At 61.7% G+C, this 15,454-nt stretch carries 12 protein-coding genes and 1 pseudogene; 7 read left to right on the forward strand and 6 right to left on the reverse strand.

Annotation, left to right across the window (positions count from 1 at the left end; genetic code table 11):
- Positions 1 to 116: 116 nt before the first annotated feature.
- Entirely contained in the window at positions 117 to 740 is a 624-nt protein-coding gene (locus X738_RS70200) for a thermonuclease family protein (protein WP_023801873.1), read from the reverse strand.
- A 75-nt stretch (positions 741 to 815) separates the two neighbouring features.
- On the opposite strand from X738_RS70200, the gene X738_RS70205 reads away from it, so the two are divergent.
- Positions 816 to 2,336: a sensor histidine kinase gene (locus tag X738_RS70205; protein ID WP_023801874.1), complete on the forward strand. Its 1,521-nt coding sequence runs from the start codon at positions 816 to 818 to the stop codon at positions 2,334 to 2,336.
- Positions 2,337 to 2,408: 72 nt separating this feature from the next.
- Here the strand turns inward: X738_RS70205 and X738_RS70210 are convergent, their stop codons facing one another.
- Entirely contained in the window at positions 2,409 to 3,404 is a 996-nt protein-coding gene (locus X738_RS70210; RefSeq protein ID WP_023801875.1) for a nicotinate-nucleotide--dimethylbenzimidazole phosphoribosyltransferase, read from the reverse strand.
- 181 nt (positions 3,405 to 3,585) lie between these two features.
- Between X738_RS70210 and X738_RS70215 the strand changes: the two genes are divergently transcribed.
- Together X738_RS70215 and X738_RS70220 are read left to right on the forward strand one after the other, a co-directional pair.
- Positions 3,586 to 3,819 carry a DUF1289 domain-containing protein gene (locus X738_RS70215; RefSeq protein ID WP_027151770.1) on the forward strand — a complete coding sequence of 78 codons (234 nt, stop codon included), beginning with the start codon at positions 3,586 to 3,588 and terminating at the stop codon, positions 3,817 to 3,819.
- 7 nt (positions 3,820 to 3,826) lie between these two features.
- Positions 3,827 to 4,531, forward strand: a complete 705-nt coding sequence (locus X738_RS70220) for a TIGR02281 family clan AA aspartic protease (protein ID WP_023801877.1) — start codon at positions 3,827 to 3,829, stop codon at positions 4,529 to 4,531.
- Between the two features lie 21 nt (positions 4,532 to 4,552).
- Here X738_RS70220 and X738_RS70225 read toward each other — a convergent pair.
- Positions 4,553 to 4,870 (reverse strand): annotated as a pseudogene (locus tag X738_RS70225) (oxidoreductase); the annotation flags it as partial.
- Between the two features lie 112 nt (positions 4,871 to 4,982).
- Here X738_RS70225 and X738_RS70230 point away from each other — a divergent pair.
- Positions 4,983 to 7,172: an adenylate/guanylate cyclase domain-containing protein gene (locus tag X738_RS70230; protein ID WP_023801879.1), complete on the forward strand. Its 2,190-nt coding sequence runs from the start codon at positions 4,983 to 4,985 to the stop codon at positions 7,170 to 7,172.
- 138 nt (positions 7,173 to 7,310) lie between these two features.
- Here the strand turns inward: X738_RS70230 and X738_RS70235 are convergent, their stop codons facing one another.
- Entirely contained in the window at positions 7,311 to 8,909 is a 1,599-nt protein-coding gene (locus tag X738_RS70235) for an ABC transporter substrate-binding protein (protein ID WP_023801880.1), read from the reverse strand.
- Between the two features lie 559 nt (positions 8,910 to 9,468).
- Positions 9,469 to 10,464 (reverse strand): tRNA dihydrouridine(20/20a) synthase DusA, encoded by a 996-nt coding sequence (gene dusA / locus X738_RS70240; protein WP_031256011.1) that lies wholly within the window; start codon positions 10,462 to 10,464, stop codon positions 9,469 to 9,471.
- Between the two features lie 122 nt (positions 10,465 to 10,586).
- Between dusA and X738_RS83220 the strand changes: the two genes are divergently transcribed.
- A complete protein-coding gene (locus X738_RS83220; RefSeq protein WP_245277776.1) occupies positions 10,587 to 10,685 on the forward strand; it encodes a hypothetical protein in 99 nt (32 codons plus the stop codon).
- Here X738_RS83220 and X738_RS70245 read toward each other — a convergent pair.
- Positions 10,653 to 13,499, reverse strand: a complete 2,847-nt coding sequence (locus tag X738_RS70245; protein WP_023801882.1) for an ATP-binding protein — start codon at positions 13,497 to 13,499, stop codon at positions 10,653 to 10,655. The genes X738_RS83220 and X738_RS70245 overlap by 33 nt on opposite strands.
- A gap of 199 nt (positions 13,500 to 13,698) precedes the next feature.
- Between X738_RS70245 and X738_RS70250 the strand changes: the two genes are divergently transcribed.
- Together X738_RS70250 and X738_RS70255 are read left to right on the forward strand one after the other, a co-directional pair.
- Positions 13,699 to 14,973 (forward strand): epoxide hydrolase family protein, encoded by a 1,275-nt coding sequence (locus X738_RS70250; RefSeq protein ID WP_023801883.1) that lies wholly within the window; start codon positions 13,699 to 13,701, stop codon positions 14,971 to 14,973.
- A gap of 32 nt (positions 14,974 to 15,005) precedes the next feature.
- Positions 15,006 to 15,422, forward strand: a complete 417-nt coding sequence (locus tag X738_RS70255; protein ID WP_023801884.1) for an organic hydroperoxide resistance protein — start codon at positions 15,006 to 15,008, stop codon at positions 15,420 to 15,422.
- Positions 15,423 to 15,454: the final 32 nt, after the last annotated feature.

Here is a 15,454-nt window from a genome sequence, read left to right on the forward strand (position 1 = left end):
CGAAAACCGGAATCGATTGCCGGAAAGCACGACGCGAAGATCCAAAAATCTCAGCGCATGGCTTGCGCGTCCGACCGGACGCACGTCGCTCTGTTGCAACACTATAGGATTGACCATCACCAGAAGCGAAAAATTTCTCGTAAGCCATCGCCGATCGAAGCCAAGCGACCGTGCTTTCTTTCGACCACTTCGTGATCGCGGCTCTCGCGCCAATCATGCGGCTCGTCGAAAGTGCCGGCCCAGATGCCGGCCTTGCCTGATCGGGCAGCGGCCTCCTCGGTTTCGAAATCGCCATAGGCAACTGCCCAGCCGGCCTCGACCTGGGCGCGGTTGAGATCCTTGCCGCCGGCGTTGCAATCGCCGAGCAGCCGGCGGTATCGATCGCGCTGCCAGCCGGTGCAGGAGACGGGTTTGCCTGATATCAGACGTACCAGCGACTGCCGCGCCAGCTTCCCGCAGGGATAGTCGGCGCCGTCCTTGCGGCAGATCTGCGAATATTCTGGCGCATCAATGCCGCGCATGCGGATGCGCTCGGTACCGAGCGTGATCGTATCGCCGTCATTGACGACGGCGGCACCCTCAGCCTTGCGCGTCTCGATCCGATCAAGGCGCGCCGCCAGAAGGATCAGCAGACCGAGGACAAGCACGGCCAGTGCATAGTCCACCAGCCGGCGCCAAAGGCTTCGCGGCTGCGGCGGGACGTATTGCAGTCCCGGCCGCCGCGACCACGAACGGCTCATATGGCAAACCGTTGGTTAATCATTCGAACGTAGCTTAACAATTTGAAAGCGCTGCCCGCATAAATTGAAGTCTCCATGCCCTCGCAACGTTCGACCACAGCGGACAAGTTTATTGTGGACCGCCGGAAACCCCATCGCAACAGCGATGTGGCGCGCGCGGTGCGCAAGACGCGCGACCGTCTTTCGCAGCAGGCCGGAAATCCTGATTTCGACCGCGAGCTGTTGAAACTGCACGCCCGTGCGATGATAGGCGGCGCGATCATAGTTCCGCTTCTCGTCCTGGCGACCGCCGCGACCGGTCTGTTCGCTGGCGTCGGAAAGGCAATTGGCGTCTGGGCGCTTCTTATACTCATCTGCTACGCCATCGTCGTGTTCATGGCGAGGCGCGTCGACCGAACGGAAGCTGCCGAACTCAACCCGCTGCAAACGCACCGTGATTTCCTGATAGGCCATTTCCTTTGCGGCCTGGGCTGGGCCTGGTTTGCCTGGCTCGGTTGCGACGCTTGCCAGGTCGACCAGTTCCAGTTGATCAAGGCGGTGGTGCTGCTGCTTGCCATGGCGGCGACGGCGATCACAGCGTCATCGTTGCGCGGTGCGTTGCTGGCGACTTTCGCCGTTCCGGTGGCCGCCTATGCCTATGCCGGCGCCAGGCAGTGGATGCCGGTCGAGTTGATCATGGCCGGGTTGCTGATTGTCTCGCTGCCCTTCTTCGCCTATGTGGCGCGCCGCCTCAATCGCTCGTCCTTGATGCTGCTCTCGTTCCGCTCCGAAAAGGACGCGCTGATTGCCGAATTGGACACGGCGAAATCGATGTCGGACGAAGCGCGCCGACGGGCGGAGGACGCCAACCTGGCAAAGTCGCGGTTTTTGGCCTCGATGAGTCATGAGTTGCGGACGCCGCTCAACGCCATTCTCGGTTTCTCCGAGGTGATGGCGAACGAAGTGCTCGGACCGATGAGCAATCCGACCTATCGCGACTATGCTCGCGACGTCCATGACTCTGGCCAGCACCTGCTCGACCTGATCAACGAAATCCTCGACCTGTCGCGCATCGAAGCGGGCCGCTACCAGCTCAACGAAGAGCCGATGATGCTGCTTTCCGTCGTCGAGGATTGCTGTCACATGATGGAGCTGAAGGCGCGCAACAAGGACATCCGCATCGTCCAGGATTTCGAAAACGCCTTGCCGCGCCTGTTCGCTGACGAACGCGCGGTGCGCCAGATCGCGCTCAATCTTTTGTCGAACGCCATCAAGTTCACCGGAACTGGCGGCGAGATCCGCGTGCGCGTCGGCTGGACGGCGGGCGGCGGCCAATACCTCTCCGTCAAAGACAATGGGCCCGGCATTCCGGAAGACGAGATTCCGGTCGTGCTGTCCGCCTTCGGCCAGGGCTCCATCGCCATCAAGAGCGCCGAGCAAGGCACCGGGCTAGGCCTGCCGATCGTCCAAAGCCTGCTCGCCATGCATGGCGGCGAGTTCGAACTCCATTCCAAACTGCGCGAAGGCACCGAGGCGATCGCCATCTTTCCGTTGAGCCGGGTGATGGAGGAATTGCCGGCGCTGCCGACCAGGGCCGTTGCTGCGCGCCGGCGATAGACGCTTAATGCATGTCGCCGCAAAACAACAACCTGAAGCGCGTCGCATGAGGCGGGTCGAACGCGACGCGCTTTAATGCAGCGCCGCTGCCATGCCCGAGGCGGTGAGCGCAGCGGCTTTGACCAGGCCGGCCGCAAGTGCCGCCCCTGCCCCCTCGCCGTGGCTGACGCCGAGATCAAGCAGCGGGCGCAAGCCGAGCCGCTCGGCCGCCCGAGCATGCGCAGGCTCTGGCGACAGGCTGGCAAGCAGGCAATGATCGAGCGCAGTGGCGTCGGCGGCATGCAGCGCCGCCGCAGCGGCTGTCGCCACCAACCCATCGAGCAGGACGGGGATCTTCTGCGTCCGGGCGGCGAGGATGGCGCCGGCAATCGCTGCGAACTCACGGCCGCCAACCCGGCGCAACGCTTCCAGCGGGTCCCTGAGACCTGTGCCGTGGAAGGCTAGCGCGGCATCGACCACTTCCGCCTTGCGCACCCGTATCGATGCATCGGCGCCCGATCCGGATCCGACCCAATCTGCGCCACTGCCGCCGAACAGTGCGGCAAGCAAGGCCGCGGCGACGGTGGAATTGCCGACGCCGAGGTCGCCAAGGCAAAGCAGATCGGCGCCGCCGGCGATCGCCTCCATGCCGAAGGCCATGGTGGCGGCACAGCCGCGTTCGTCAAGTGCCGCCTCCTCGGTGATGTCGGCGGTTGGAATGTGCAGCGCAAGATCGAACACTTTCAGCCCGAGATTATTGGCGATGCAGATCTGGTTGATCGCCGCACCCCCGGCCGCGCAAAGCTCGACGGCGTTCGCCGTGGCAGCGACGGGCCGTGGCGAAATGCCGTGGCGAGCGACGCCGTGATTGCCGGCGAAGATCGCCACCAGAGGCCGGTTCACTGCCGGCGGCGCGCGGCCGCTCCAGGCGGCCAGCCAGGCCGCGATGTCCTCGATGCGGCCGAGCGAACCCTTGGGTTTGTCGGCCGTGGCAAACAGCGCACGGACGCGGGCTTCGGCTGCCGCGTCGGCCTGCGGCAGGGTCGCCAGAAGATTGCGAAAATCGTCGAAGGGCAGCGCGCTGGTCATGTCGTCGATGATCGTTCCCGGAGTTGGTGAGCGGCATAGCCGCCTTGCTCGGCCAGCACAACTGCCTGCATTGACGCGAACGCGGCTGCCGGCGGCGCATTCCGGAGGTCTTGCATTGGCCTTGCCGTTACACCATGTGGAAGCGAGACAAGGGATTCCTTGGGAATCCTGAGAGATAAACATGACGGCCATCGAATCCCCATGCGTCCTGGTCTGTTCGATCGATATGAAAACCGGCTTCTGCTTCGGCTGCGGCCGTACGCGCGAGGAAATCGGCGCCTGGATCGAGATGACCCCTGAAATCCGCCGCAGCGTCATGGCCGAGCTGCCGGCCCGGCTGGAAACGGTTGAACGCAGACCGCGCCGCGAAACCCGCCGCACCCGCCTCGCGCGCGAACGCGACGCTCTTTCGTGAGCCACATATGAACCGGGTTTTCTGGGTTTTGATGATCCTGATCGGGGTAGGCGTTGTCCTGCTCATGCTCAATGATCCCGCCGGCAGCACATTCGGCGTCGAGAATTACGATTTCAGCCGGCTGATCTGGCTTGCCGCACTGGTTGCAATCATCGCCGCCGGCCTGCTCAGATCAGGCAGACCCTTGGGCACGATGGCCCGCAGCATGGGCGCCTGGGCCGCCATCGTGCTCGCACTGATCGCCGGCTACCAGTATCGTTATGAATTGCAGGATTTCGCCAGCCGGATAACGGCCGGCCTTGTTCCCGGCAGTCCGCTGGCGTTGGGCCTTGAGGACGGCCACGCCACGGTGACCCTGGACAAGGCCGGCAATGGCCATTTCGAAGCACGAATCATGGTCAACGGCACGCCGGTCCGGGCCGTGGTCGATACCGGCGCAACCAGCACCGTGCTGACCGCGCAGGACGCGCAAGCGGCCGGCTTCAATCCAGCCGCTCTCAATTTCACCATCCCGGTTTCGACCGCCAACGGCATGGCGCGCGCCGCCGTCGTGAGAACCGACGAAATGGCGATCGGCGGGATCGTGCGCAAGGACATGCCGGTCATGATCGCCGCGCCCGGCATGCTCGGCCAGAGCCTGCTCGGCATGAACTTCATCGGCTCATTGTCCGGATTCGACGTGCGCGGCGACCGCATGATCTTGCGCGATTGAACAGTCAGGCCACTGCGCCGCTCAGTGAGCGTTAAGCATCTCGACCGCTTGATCAAACCGGCCGTCCCGCTCTGCCCAGCGCAGGAAGCCCACGCACTCCACCAGGATCTCCTTCGGCGTCGGCTCCCGGCTGAACAACGCCATCGCTTCGTCGACAAACGCATCGAGCGGCATGTAGTCGTCGCGCCTCGACTGGCCGGGCGTGAGTTCAGTGCGAACCGCTGGCAGCGCAAGCTCGATCACTTCGACCTTGCCCCTGAGTTGCTCGCGCAACGACACCGTATAGGAATGGATCGCCGCCTTGGTGGCATTGTAGGTCGGCGTGCCACTCGGCGGCACGCGATCTGGGAACTTCACGGGCAAATCGTGACCCAAAGCCGACGAGAGCAGGACTAGGCTCCGAAGCGATACTCTTTTATCATGGTACAGTTGCCCAGCGCCGGAAACTACCATGGAGCGCAGGCTTGCGGCGATACTTGCCGCTGACATCGTTGGCTACAGCCGCCTTATGGAAGCCGATGAGGCGGATACCCTCGCGCGCCTGAAGAGCACCCGCGAGAACCTGATCGATCCGAAGATCGCCGCTCATAAGGGGCGCATCGTGAAGCTCATGGGCGACGGCGCGCTGATAGAATTCTCCAGCGTGGTCGACGCGGTCGGTTGCGCCGTCGAAATCCAGCGGACTATGGCGGAGTGCAACGCCGAACTGCCGAAGGAAAAACAACTCGAATTCCGCATTGGCGTAAACCTTGGCGATGTGATTGTCGAAGGGCAGGATATCTATGGCGACGGCGTGAATGTCGCAGCGAGACTGGAAGGATTGGCCGAACCCGGGGGCGTCCTTATTTCAGGATCGGCATTCGATCAGGTCGAGAGAAAGCTGGATTTTGAGTTCGAATTCTTGGGTGAACAAAAGCTCAAGAACATCGAAAAACCTATTCGTCTGTATCGGATAGGCCCGCGGGAACGCGCCGCATCCGGAACAGTTCCAGCAAAACGCAAGCGCTATATCGAATGGCGCCGGCCGGCGGTCGCGGCGACGGCGCTGATCCTGATCGCCGGAGGTGTAGCACTTTGGAAGGTCGTCGGCGACGGTTCAGGACCGCCGGTCGAGGTGGCCTCCAGGGAAAGAATGGCGCTCCCGCTACCTGACAAGCCATCGATCGCTGTATTGCCATTCACCAACATCTCGAGCGACGCCGGCCAGGAGCACTTCGCCGACGGCATGACCGATGACTTGATCACCGACCTTTCCAAGCTTTCCGGCCTTTTCGTGATCGCGCGAAACTCGACATTCGTTTACCGCGGCAAGCCGGTAAAAATCAGCCAGGTCGCCGAAGAACTTGGCGTGCGTTACGTTCTCGAGGGAAGCGTACGGCGAGCCGGCGAGCAGGTGCGAGTAAACGCCCAGCTCATCGATGCCCTCACCGGCGGGCATGTGTGGGCGGACAGGTTCGATGGAAACGTCGCCGATATTTTTGCGGTCCAGGACATTTTTGTCGCAAAGATCGTCGAAGCGTTGAAGGTCAATCTCACCACCACCGAAAAAACGGAAATTGCCCGCGCCAAGCCGGACAATATCGCAGCCAAGGAAGCTTTCGAAGAGGGTTGGAGCCTTTATCTCCGTTACAACGCAAAGGACACAGCTGCCGCCATCACTTCCTTGAAAAAAGCAACCGAACTTGATCCCGAATATGGGCGAGCTTATGCCGCCCTGGCGCTGGCCTACTTCCGCGTCGTTGACTCACTTTGGGGTAAAGAACTCGGTAGGGACGAACCATATTTCTGGTGGGGAGCTCACGATTACGTAGAGCTGGCCAAGAAATATCCAACGTCACTGTCTTATACGGTCGAGGCATTGCGGAACGTTTATCAAGGTCTGGCCAAAGATGCACGCAGGAATGCCGGTCGAGCGATTGCATTGGATCCCAACGACCCCGAAGCACACATCGCAATGGCTTGGGCGCTGACGATCTCAGGCGAACCTGCCGAGGCGCTGAATTTCGTCGCGACCGCCATGCGGCTCAACCCGACCTATCCAAGCCACTACGTTCTCGCTCGTGGATTGGCGCTTTTTGCAATGGGCGATCTGAAACAAGCGGCTGAGGTGTTCGGAGACGGCGTCAGGCGAAACCCAGACGCAACTGCGCTCTTTCTACCACTCAGTTCCGTGCTGGCGCAGCTCGGGCGCCGGGAAGAAGCCAGGCAAATGCTCCTGAAGTTCCGACCGGGTGCAGACCAGAAAGGGCTCGAAAATCTTCCCGACACCTATATCTTCTCGTTCCAATGGGATTATGAACACGCAGGCGTGCGGGAGCGCCTGTATGATGGTCTCCGTATCGCTGCGCTGCCGCTGGCCATCACCGTTACGAGCCTGGAAACAGAGCTTGAGACCGGCAATCCCTTTTCCCAGCAATATGCGGCAGAGCGACTGGGCTGGTTTGGACCAGCGGCAGCACAAGCCGTTCCGGCTCTGGTTGAAGCGCTTAAGGTTGAATATCTCCGCCGGGATGCCATCGAGGCGCTGGGAAAGATCGGGCCTCCGGCACGAGCTGCGATACCTGCGCTCGTGGCACTCCAGAATGAAGCTCTAATTGGCATTCACGCAAAGGACGCACTGTCCAAAATCAGAGGCAATTGATCGACCCTGGACGCGCGCCCGGGATTTCCGCTTGTGGTCCAACGCGGACCTGCTGCGATGTCCGCTCGGGACCCGCTGGTGGGGGCAAGGAGACATTAGACGCGTCCAGTCCGCCATCCCAGTTTATGAGTAGACGGCCTAGGCGAACCACCAGCGTTCGGCGATCTTAAGCCCGTCCATCGGCCAGTTCGACGCCACCTCGCCATGGGCGAGAGCCTTGGTGTGGGCATCGACATAGGAGTTGAAGACGACATTAATGAGCCCGCCGTCGTCATGCAGCAATTGCTGCATTTCGGCATACATGCCGGCACGCTTGGTATCGTCGGTCTCCGAGCGGGCGGCGACGAGCAGCTCATTAAAGCGCGGATTTTTCCAAGACGTTTCGTTCCACACCGCTTCCGCCGCATAGGCGGTGGTGAACATCCAGTCGCACGTCGGCCGGCCGGCCCAGTAAGAGGCGTAGAACGGCTTCTTGAACCAGACATTGTCCCAGTAGCCTTCATTGGGCTCCCTGATCACATTCAGGTTGAGCCCGGCCGCCCGGGCATGCTCCTGCCACAGGAGAGCCGAGTCGGTCGCACCCGTGAACCCGGCATCCGCGACCGACAGGTCGAACTGGGTGTTCTCGGCCCCCGCCTTCTTGAGAAGGCTCTTGACTATATCGGGGTCGTAGACATGCTTCGGCTGCGGATCGATCGCGAACTTGACGGTCGGTGCGATCGGATTGTCGTTGCCGACGGCGCCGTGGCCGAGAAACACCTTCCGCACGATCTCGTCGCGATTGAGCGAGTACTTGATCGCATTGCGCACATCGGGATTGTCGAAGGGCGCCTTCTGGACGTTCATGACATAAACGTAGTGGCCGTAGCCCGTCGTCTCCGAGATCACGAGATCGGGGTTCTGCCTCAGGATGTCGAGCGTCTTCAGATCGCAGCGATCCATGTAGTGGACCTCGCCGGTGTTGAGCGCGTTGGTGCGCGCCTTCACATCGTTGATCGCCAGGCATTCGACACGGTCGAACCAGCCCTTGTCGGATTTGAAGTAGCTCGGGTTCTTGTTGAAGGTGGCGATGACGCCGGGCTCGAATTTCTCGAGCATGTAGGGGCCGGTGCGGATGCCCGACTCCCAGTCGACGCCGCCCTCTTTCGCCGGCATGACCGGGATGTCCGACATGATGTAGGGGAAGTCGGCATTGCCGCCGTCGAGTTCGAACACCACCGTCTCGGCACCGTCGGCGACGACATTCTTGACCGAAGCCAAGAGCGATTTCATCACCGATTTCGTGCCCTTGACGTTATGGTGCCTGACAGAGGCCACGACATCGTCGGCGGTAACCGTCTTGCCATTGTGAAAGGTGGCTCCTTTCCTCAGTTTGAACACCCACTTCTTGGCGCCGTCTGACGGCTCAAAGCTCTCGGCGAGGTCGGGGACCACGTTGCCCTTGGAATCGATCTCGGTTAGGCCATTCGACAAGGTTCCGAATAGCGCGGTGCCGGTGAACGGGTTGACGCTGGTACTACCCGGGTCCAGTGAATCGGTGGCGGCGGCATCGCCGATGCCGATCTTCAAGGTGCCGCCCTTCTTGGGCTCGGCGCGCACCGCCTGGACGAACATCGCATTGGCGGCCGTGGCGGTAAGGCCGGCGGCGAACGCCAGCTGAACAAAGTCGCGACGCGAAACGCTGCCTTTCGCGGCAAGCTTGGCGGCCAACTTCAGTTTCGTTGCAAATTCCGTCACAGATGCTCTCTCCCTCGAACGGGAAGATCATGCGAGACCCTCGGCGGCCCGAGAGACTTTAGGACGATAGCACAACAGGCATTCCCGAGCTAACGAGGAACCTCCGGCAGCGCCCGGTCGGACTCGTGTCCTCTCGCTTGCTCCCGCGTGGACTTGGGCCTCACCCGGGGCGGGTGGATCGGTCGATATCCAGTTCGTTGGCTGCGACGGAAAGATTGCCAACTGTATTTCGAATACACATGGCTGGAGTTGCTGGGTCCGCCTCTATCACCCCGCACGCAAATTTTAGATCGCACATGGGTATTCTCGGAGCCGAAGCTGATGAATGGACATGAGGACGTCCAATGTCCGCTCTTCCAAAGCTGCCCTGGAATCGCTTTCGCTAATGTCCGTTTCTGGCGCTACTTGCCCGTTCAGGTGGCCGCTACAGTTGATTGCGAGCGACCTTGGGCAGTCTTTCGAAACGAACGCCCAACAGAATCGTCATTTGTTCTCGCTCAGCGTTGTTTGGCGTACCTTCAACGCGACGCCCTCCACATGATCTTGCGCGACTGGACAGTCAGGCTGCTTCGGCGTCCGTCCCGCTAAAATCGACTGCAGCGAAAGCCGCCTTCAGCACATCCGGTCCGGCGCCGGGCCTTGTCGCATCGGTCGAAAGGATCTGCCGGTAGCGGCGCGCGCCAGGCAGGCCGTGGAACAGGCCGACCATGTGACGGGTGACATGGCCAAGCCGCCCGCCCCGCTCGATATGGCGTGCCGCATAATCCGCCATCGCATCGATCAGCGCGGCAAAATCGAACGCTTTTGGTTCGTCGCCGTAAAACGCCGCGTCGACGCCTGCCAGAATGCCCGGCGTATGATAGGCGGCGCGGCCGAGCATGGCGCCGTCGACATGATCAATGTGGTCAAGCGCCTCTTCAAGAGATTGAATTCCGCCGTTGATGCCGATGAATTTGTTTTGTTTTTTGGCCTTAAGCCGATACACCCTGTTGTAGTCGAGCGGCGGGATGTCGCGGTTTTCCTTCGGGCTCAGCCCTTCCAGCCACGCCTTGCGGGCATGCACCCACAGCGCGTCGGCGCCGGCCGCGAAAACCCCGTCCGCCAAGGTATCGAGCGCCGGCTCAGGATCCTGCTCGTCGACGCCGATGCGGCATTTGACGGTAACCGGAATGCTGACAGAAGCCTTCATCGCCGCGACGCAATCGGCGACCAGGTCCGGTGCTTTCATCAGGCAGGCGCCGAACGTGCCTGACTGGACGCGGTCGGACGGGCAGCCGACATTGAGGTTGATCTCGTCATAGCCGAAGGCTTTGCCGATGCGGGCCGCCTCGGCAAGCTTCTGCGGATCGGAGCCGCCGAGCTGCAACGCGACCGGATGTTCCGTATCATCGAAGCCCAGCAAGCGCTCGCGCTCGCCGTGGATGACCGCGTCGGCCACCACCATCTCGGTGTAGAGCAAGGCCCGGCGCGTCAACTGGCGATGCAGGAACCGGCAATGCCGGTCCGTCCAGTCCATCATGGGCGCTATGGCGAATTTTCTATATTTTTCAATCATTTACACACAGATTTTAAACCACGAGATTGGACTGACACTGCCGGCCTCTATGATATGTGACTCATTTCATTCTTTTTTTCAAAGCGTAACCATCAATGTCACTTCACACCGCTTTTCTGCTCATGGCACAATATAATGGTAGGGCCACCATTCCGCTCGATGAGGTCCGTCGCGATTGCCGAGCCAGACTAACTGTGCGTCGCGAGCAGACGTGCAGCTGACTTCAGATCAGCAGTATCCAAACCCTCAACGAAGCGCTCGAACCGCGGCTGGAGATGCGCCCGGGCGGTTTCGTGTTGTCTGCGATCGATCAGAAGGGTAGCCAGGTCGACCGCGGCGCGCAGCTCCCACCCCCACGCGCCCCAACCCTGGCTCATTTCGAGTGACCGGCTGAAGTAGGTTTCAGCCTCGTCGCCAGACTGCACTGACTCCAAAACAAGGCAGCCCTTCACGCGCAGCAACTCCGGCATATAGCAGAGATCTCCGTTTGCCTCGACCGACAGGATCGTGTCGTCGAGCAGTGCGAGGGCCTCCGCGAGCCGGCCCGTGGCGGCAAGGCCTTGAACGAGCGCGACGTTGAGCGGAGTGGTGAGCAGTTCGTAGGGTGCTGCGTGGAGCTCCGCGAGACTGCCTTGCAGGCTCTCGATTCCCTTTTCCGCATCGCCTCGACGAATGGCCAGTTCTCCCTTGAAGCCTCGTCCTAGCGCCAGATACGGTCCGAGCGAGTGGGGTTCCGCACGCAAGCAGAGACGGTCTATATGCTCGTCCGCGCGGTCGAGATCGCCGACCCAAAGGAACACGGAAACGGCCCAGACAAGAGCGATCGAAAGCGTCAGCGGATGGTTCAGGATCTCGGCGTCCTTGATCGTCAGCAGCGCGCGTTCCACCGCCCGATCCGGATGGCCTTGCAGCCAAAGCGTTCTTGCCAGGATCGCGCCGGCCAGGATTCTCCCGTCGAAGCCGAGATAGTTGGTCGTGGTCCGACCGGAACGCGGCCCGTATCGCAATGCTGCCGCAAGCGAGGTCTGGGCGCGAGCTAGTTCTCCATTGAGGTGAAGCGATATTCCCATCAACGAATGCGCAAATGTCGTGGAGACGGAGTCTTCCAGCGCGTCGGCAATGACAGTGCAACGCTCCGCGTAGCGGAGCGCGGTCCTGAAATCTCCCGTACGCAAATGGAACATCTGCAGCGGCCCGAGAACCTGAATCTGGTCGAGCGCCTCGCTGCGCTGCTCGGCAATGGAGAAGCTTCTGTTCAGCGCCACGCGCGCTGCGTCCCTTCCCCCGTGCGTGAACATCAGGGAAACTCCAAGGGCCGCCTGAAGGTGCATCTCCTCGCGTCCGCTGCGCATGGAGTCGTCGAGAGCGAAAATTGCCCGGGAGCTCCAGCGATGGCACTCGGTGAGCAAGGACATCGACAGGAAAAGCGGAGCAGCGGCGGCGGCAAGACGAATGCCGAGCCTGGCATTCCCGTTGGATCCGAAACACCAATCCAGAGCCCCACGCACATTGGCAAGGCCCGCGAGGTGCAGTGATCGTTGCGACGCGCTCGACAACGTAGGCCACTCATTCCCCGTATCCTCCAGCCATCGCAGACAGTAGGTCGCGTGCCGGGCGGCCAGTTCCGTGAGTTCCGCATCCTGGACCTCGAACTGAAGGGCATAAGCCCGCGTCGTATCGAGCAGTCGATAGCGCATCGTTGCACCGGCTGGCCTCGCCGCGACCATCGACTTCGCCACGAGGCTATCGATGGCGCTGAATACGAGCGCATCGTCCACGGTCGGGCTCGTTACTATTGTCAGCGCGGCATCGATCGAAAAATGACCGACGAAAACGGCAAGCCGGCGAAGCACCAGGCGCTCGAATTCGGACAGAAGCCCGAAGCTCCAGTCCAGAGTAGCCTGAAGTGTCTTCTGGCGCGGCGGTGCGCTGCGCTGCCCCGGCCACATGAGGGCCAGGCGTTCGTCGAGAAGCATCGCGGTCTTCTGCAGGCCGTAGCTCGCAACCCGTCCTGCTGCCAGTTCGATGGCAAGTGGTACGCCATCAAGCTTCCGGCAGATGTGCGCCACGACCCCCGCATCCGAATCGTCGAGGTCAAGACGAGCACCGCTCGCTGCTGCGCGCTCCAAGAACAGCTCGGTCGCAGGGAACGCCTGCGCGACTGCCGCGGTGGGTTCCAGATCGTCCGGCGGGTAAGCAAGCGGCGCCAGCTTGTAGACGTGCTCGCCTTCGACCTGGAGAGCCTCCCGGCTCGTCGCCAGGATGTGGGCCTGCGGCGCGGAAGCGAAGATACGGGCGGCCAGGTCTGCCGCCGCGTCTATGACATGCTCGCAGGTATCCAGGATCAGGAGGATTCTCTTGTCAGCCAGGTATGTGATGAGAGCGGACGTGGCGTCGTCAGACTGAAGCGACAGGCCCAGCATCGAGGCTACAGTCGGCGCAACCAGGTTGGGATCATTCAGCGCGCCAAGATCGACGAAATGCACAGCGCCGGCAAACGCATCGACGACGTGATGCCCGGCCGCCACTGCAACGGTGGTCTTGCCGACCCCACCCGTGCCGACGATCGTGACGAAGCGCGCGGCCGCCAGCTCCGCGGAAAGCGCGGCCGTGTCGTCGGTTCGCCCAACCATGCGAGCTAGTCGGCTCGGGAGGTTGGCCTGCGGGTAGCTGGCGGCAGCCTCGCTTCGCGCATCGTTGCGACCACCCGATCGCGAGACCGGCGCCACGAAGCAATAGCCCCGGCCCTTCAAGGTAGCGATGTAGCGCGCGCCGTCCTTGCCGTCGCCCAACGCCTTTCTGAGATTGGCCATGTGAAACCGCAGACTACCCTCCTCGACGGTGACGTCGGGCCAGACGTTCGCCAATAAATCCCTCTTGCTGATCACCTCGTTGGAGCGGGCAGCCAAAGTAGCCAGGATATCGAAAGCGCGCCCGCCCAGATCGACGGTGGTGCCTTGCCGCAAGAGCAGCCGTTCGCGGACGGCAAGCGTAAAGGGACCAAATGATATCGTGTCGGTTGCAGGCCCTGTCATGACACTCCCTTCGCAGCCTGCTCATGCAGGCGACCACTCACCTATGAGAACAACAAAAGTGGGGGCTTCGCTGCAAGCCTGCATTCGCCGACGAGCGCTAACGTTGCATCATAATGCATAACGGGCGCTTCGGGCGATCTCCTTCTATGTGTCGAAAGCAGCAAGAACCTCTCTGCCGACGGACCCAAGAAAAACGACCATGCCCGCATCATCGCCATCGCTCACGCGACGAAGCCTGCTTGCCGCATCAGCGGCCACAGGCGCCTTGAGCCTGCTTCCAGCAATGGCGCGCGCGAGCGTCGATAGTGAAGCCGTCCGTCCCTTCCGCGCCGGCATTCCGGAGGAGGCAATCGTCGATCTCCGCCGACGTCTGGCAACGACGCGCTGGCCCTTGCGGGAAACAGTTACGGATCAGTCCCAAGGCGTGCAGCTCGCAAAGCTCCAGGATCTCCTTCGATACTGGATGACCGATTACAACTGGCGGAAGGTCGAGGCGAAGCTCAACGCTCTGCCTATGTTCGTCACCGAAATCGACGGCCTCGCTATCCACTTCATCCACGTCCGGTCCCGCCATGAGAATGCTATGCCGATGATCATGACGCATGGCTGGCCCGGCTCGATCTTGGAATTCATGAAGGTCGTCGGTCCGCTGACAGATCCCACGGCCCATGGCGGCGCGGCGGAAGACGCATTCCATCTCGTCGTGCCGTCGATACCTGGCTTCGGCTTCTCCGGGAAACCGACGGAGGCTGGCTGGGGCTCAGACCATATCGGCCGTGCCTGGGGCGTGCTGATGAGGCGGCTGGGTTACGACCGCTACGTCTCGCAGGGTGGCGACTGCGGTTCGGTCATCTCCCATCGCATGGCGCTGCAGAAGGTGCCTGGGCTCATTGGCATACACGTCAACATGCCGGGGACCGTGCCGCCGGAAATTGCATCGGTGCTGGCGGCCGGCGGGCCGACGCCGAGCGGACTGACCGAGAAGGAAAGTGCGGCATTCGATGCGCTCGACACCTTCTACAAGGACAGTTCCGGCTATGCCGCCATGATGGTGACGCGGCCACAGACCATCGGCTACTCCCTGGTGGATTCACCTGTGGGTCTTGCCGCCTGGATCTACGAAAAGTTCGCGCAGTGGACCTATAGCGGTGGCGACCCCGAGCGGGTTCTGACCAAGGACGAGATGCTCGACGACATCTCGCTCTACTGGCTCACTGAATCCGGAACCTCCGCGGCGCAGATCTACTGGGAAGACCACTCCAACAATTTCAATGCCGTGGACATTGCCGATCTTCCGGTCGCCGTGACGGTATTCCCCGGCGAAATCTACTGCGCGCCGCGAAGCTGGGCCGAGCGCTGCTACCACAACCTCATCTATTTCCATGAGGCCAAGGCCGGCGGGCATTTCGCTGCCTGGGAACAGCCGGAAATCTTCACGCAGGAGGTCCGTGCAGCTTTCAAATCGCTGCGCTGATCGAAGATCCGATGTCATACAGGATGCATGCCATGACTACCCAAGCAAAACGACTCTACACAGCGAAGGTGCACACAACGGGCGGCCGGGAGGGCGGCTCACGCAGTTCCGACGGCAGGCTGGACATCAGGCTCTCGACGCCCGGCGGCGCGGGCAGCGGCACCAATCCCGAACAGCTTTTTGCTGCCGGTTGGTCGGCATGTTTCGAGGGCGCGATGGCGATCGCCGCGCGCAAAATGAACGTCGTGCTGCCAGCAGACCTTTCGATCGATGCGGAGGTTGATCTCAACAGCGGCGACGGCGCCTTCTTTCTCAGCGCCCGGCTCAATGTGAGCCTGCCAGGGATGGATCGCAACGACGCCCGGGCCGTTGTCGATGCTGCTCATCAGACCTGTCCCTACTCGAAGGCCACGCGCGGCAACATCGAAGTCGAAATTAACCTGATCTAGTCCCTCGGTTTCGGCACTGCCGCGACTGCCCT

The organism is Mesorhizobium sp. L48C026A00, from assembly GCF_000502375.1.
Taxonomy (GTDB): Bacteria; Pseudomonadota; Alphaproteobacteria; order Rhizobiales; family Rhizobiaceae; genus Mesorhizobium; species Mesorhizobium muleiense.